Below are 4,023 nucleotides of genomic sequence, written 5' to 3'. Positions count from 1 at the left end.
AAAGCGAAAACCGTGGCGACGCCCTGCCCGACCTCGAAGACTACGATTACCCGGGCCGTTTCATCGACCGCGAGCGCGGCAAACACCTGGCCAAACGCGCCCTCGAACGCCACCGCAGCGACTTCCAACTGGCTGAAGGCAAGAGCGATCAGCCGTTGCTGGTCAGCGGCCATTTTCTGGCCCTGACCGAGCACCCAAAAGCCAAGTGGAACGACCTCTGGCTGCTCACCGAAGTCCTCCACGAAGGCAAACAGCCGCAAGTGCTGGAAGAATCGGTGACCAGCGACACCACCGCGCTGAAAGACGATTTCCATCAGGGCTATCGCAACCGCTTCCAGGCGACCCCGTGGGACGTGCCGAACCGTCCACCGCTGCGCCACCCGAAACCGCGCATCCTCGGCAGCCAGAGCGCCGTGGTCACCGGCCCCAAAGGCGAAGAAATCCACTGCGACCAATACGGCCGCGTCAAAGTGCAATTCCACTGGGACCGCGAAGGCCAGGCCGACGACAAAACCAGTTGCTGGCTACGCGTCTCCAGCGCCTGGGCCGGCGCCCAATACGGCGGCATAGCCATCCCGCGCATCGGCATGGAAGTGCTGGTGACCTTCCTCGAAGGCGACCCCGATCAACCGCTGATCAGCGGCTGCCTGTACCACAAGGAAAACACCGTCCCGTACGCCCTGCCCGCGAACAAGACCCGCAGCACCTTCAAAACCCTGAGCTCGATGGGCGGCGGTGGCTACAACGAACTGCGCATCGAAGACAAAAAAGGTCAGGAGCAGATCTACCTGCACGCCCAGCGCGACTGGGACGAAAACATCGAGCACGACCAGAAGATCCGTGTCGGTAACGAACGCCACGACACCGTCGAGAAGAACAGCTACACGGAATTCAAGGCCGAAGAACACCACACCGTTTACGAAGACCGAAAAGTTGAAGCTCGGACCAATGATCACCTGACCGTGGGCGTGAACCAGCACATCAAGATTGGGACTGGGCAGTTCATTGACGCGGGGCAGGAGATTCACCTCGATAGTGGTATCAAAGTCGTAATGGAAGCTGGAAGCGAACTGACGCTGATCGGTGGAGGGAGCTTTATCAAGATTGACGCGGGGGGCGTTACACTGAGCGGCCCGGTGATAAACATGAACTCCGGCGGCAGCCCGGGTAGCGGAACCGGTGCTTCTGCGATACTTCCTGTACCGCCCAAGCCGGCAGACACCGCGCCGGCGGGGCAAACGCTGGGCAATGCACCAATCAACAACGCAGCACCAAGAACCACCAGCGAGAAAGGCAAAACGGCGCTCATCGTCGATGTGTGGGGAGATCCGGATTTAGGTAGCCAATTGCAATTGCTGGGGCCAGAGGACAAGGCATGAGTGAGTTCAAGGACAAGTCCATCACTGAAGGGACGCGCAAGAAGACCGACTACGAGAACGATCAGAAATCACGACTGGCACTTAGCGTGGATCGTACCGATGGCGGCAAACTGCAGATTCCGATCATGGTGGACGCGAAGACCACCGAAGAGCTGGACAAGTACCAGCAAAACACCTTGCTTGCGATCACACCTCTCGCCCGCCTGCCGGGACACGACAAGCTCAATGAAACTCTTCAGGGCGGTGTACCACGTGCGGGACGCGTCTACGTTTTTCAGAACAACAAGGTGTGGCGTGAACTGGTCACCGACGGCAAAGGGCAACTGTCCGAAGTCGATTTAACCCATTGGCGTAAAGTCGCAGAAAAAAAAGGCAACGCCGATAAACGCGAGCCGGTGGGCGTCAAGCAGCAACTGATGCTGGTACCGATGTTCCTTCAAGGCCGCTTTGTCGGTCGACAGTTGAGCATGGCGTTCAGTGAAGTCTCATGGACGTGGGAATACATCACCTGGCTGGAAGAAGACCCAAACCGCATAAAGGCCCGTAGCCAAAATATGGCCTCCGCTTGGGCGGCAACAGCGGGTGAAACCACGCACTGGAAAGCTACTCAGATTCATCCCGCAACTCCGATCAAAAAACTGACCAAGGGTCTGCGCTCTCGGGATTTCAGCATTGAAGCGGCGATGGAAGATCCTGCTGAGTTCACTCCTGACTTTGCAGCATTCAAACCTGATTCGTTGATTCTGCAACTGCAACAACGTAAGGAAGAGCTGGCTCAAAAGATCAAACAGACACCTCCGCCGGCCCTCTCGGTCCTGGAGGCTGGAGAAGACCTGCTCGCTCAAAAAGGCCTACGTGATTATCCGCATCTGATTGGGATGATTCTTGATGATTCGTTGTTCGCTCTTCGTCATGCGACAGCACAAGTAAAAGAATGCGTCGACTATCTGCAAACCCTGAATGCTTTGGTTCCGCATCAGCCTCACGGGCGTTATGCGCAAGTTTTGTACAGCACATTGGCAGGTCCTATTGCTGAGCTGCAAGACAAAGTCGACCTACCCAAACTCCACACTGCTGTGTTTGAAGAACAACGTGAAAAATGCCGTGAAAAATTGGCAAAACGGCTGTCCATCCTCGTCGAGGTACTGGATAAACAACTCCAGCCAGTGCTTCTCGACTGGTGCTACAGAAAGGATGAAGGGTTAGTCGAACCCTATAGCTTGCTGACCCTGGCGCTTGATGCACTCAATCAAGTTCCTGAACGCAGCGACTCTATGTACACCGGCAAGGGTTATCCAGAGCTGACCAGTTCTATCAATCGACTCGTACAAAACTTGCTCCAAGGGCAGCACCCACTTGGCACACTGCTGCTGGCAGAAACTGCCGACCAACTGCCTGATTTGGTCAAGCGCTTAAAGTCTCTGCGCGAAGGTGGTCAGGCGCCGAAGCCAGAAACCATGGGATTGAGTACGCTGATGCTTACGGCATCACTGAACGGAGAAGTGGATCAACCCAGCGCCGGAAAAGGCTTTGCGTACTTTCTCGCCGACTTACTCGATAACTTCGGTGCCAGCGTCGTAGCCCAGATCGGTCGCTTGTCCCAGAACGCGTCCAAAATCCAACTGGATCGCTTATTTTCTCCAACATTCGTGACCCTCGCTGCGCTCTCACCGAAAATGGCCGAGATTAAGTTGATGCCTCAGGGACAGGCGCTAGCCCAAGATTTCGTAGTTATCGGTGTGCAAGGTGCGGGATTGCGTGGCGGACTTACTGATGTCGAACGCCAAGCCTTGACTCGCAAAAGCTACCGCTACGCCACCCTCCACGACCAGTCAGGTACAGCCGTGGGTAGTACCAGTCCACGTGGCTCGGAAACAAGTCGCCCGATGTTGCGCGATGTCACAGTCATTGCTATCCCCAAAGGACATGCAGACTTGGCAAACTACAGTGCATTCCGAGTTCGTTTCGGCGCCATGACCGAGACGATGGAAAAAACTAAAGCCGTACCTACGTTGATGGTGGCATTTGCGGCTTACAACCTGCTCGTCCAAGTAAACGCTTACGGAGACCTTCAATCCGGAGGTGAAAAATGGCGCGGAGCAGTGGGCGTTTTTAGTGCGATTGCAGATTTAACGGCAGCTTTGGGTAGTCATAGCAAACTATTGCTAGGTACAGCCTTTGAACAACAACTTACTAAACCCCGCTTCGATGTAAAAAAAATCTCTTCAAGCTGGGCAAAAAACCTCAAAATACAAACCGGCAGTTCAAAAATATCACTACTTCGAACTGCTGGGGGTGTCGCAACCCTTGTTGGAGCAATACTGAGCGGATGGGATAGCCAACGATCGCTGAAACAAGGGGACACAGATGCAGCCGCAGCTTACGGTATAGCCGCAGTTGGCGGCGGTTGGACGAGCCCCATGAAAGACAGGACACCGTTTCCCCCTTACGATAAGGGATAGGCAAACGGTTATGTTTATGACTAATAGCAACGACAAGAGTGGGGAGCTTTTGGGCCAGGAGCGGCGGCGCCGCTGGAGCCCAGAGCAAAAGCTGGCCATGGTTCGCGAGAGCCTTGAGCCAGGACAAAGTGTGTCGGTGGTCGCTCGACGCAACGGCATCAATGCCAACCAGTTATTCCTGT

Annotated in this window: 3 protein-coding genes; all 3 read left to right on the top strand. The window is 55.3% G+C overall.

Going from position 1 to position 4,023, the window contains the following annotated elements; all coding sequences use genetic code 11:
• The coding region (tssI, locus tag AACY11_RS27980) for a type VI secretion system tip protein TssI/VgrG (protein WP_339496288.1) at nucleotides 1-1,379 on the top strand (1,379 nt) is incomplete at its 5' end.
• Complete coding sequence (locus tag AACY11_RS27975; protein WP_339496286.1) at nucleotides 1,376-3,841, top strand: hypothetical protein; 2,466 nt, start codon at nucleotides 1,376-1,378, stop codon at nucleotides 3,839-3,841. The genes tssI and AACY11_RS27975, both read left to right, overlap by 4 nt.
• A 16-nt stretch (nucleotides 3,842-3,857) precedes the next feature.
• Nucleotides 3,858-4,023 (top strand): transposase (locus tag AACY11_RS27970; RefSeq protein WP_218440217.1); only part of this gene is annotated, 166 nt, incomplete at its 3' end.

It is taken from the genome of Pseudomonas sp. RA_105y_Pfl2_P56, assembly GCF_963970845.1.
Taxonomy (GTDB): Bacteria; Pseudomonadota; Gammaproteobacteria; order Pseudomonadales; family Pseudomonadaceae; genus Aquipseudomonas; species Aquipseudomonas baetica_A.
Note: the sequence above shows the minus strand (reverse complement) of the source record. Positions and strands in the feature narration are given on the sequence as shown.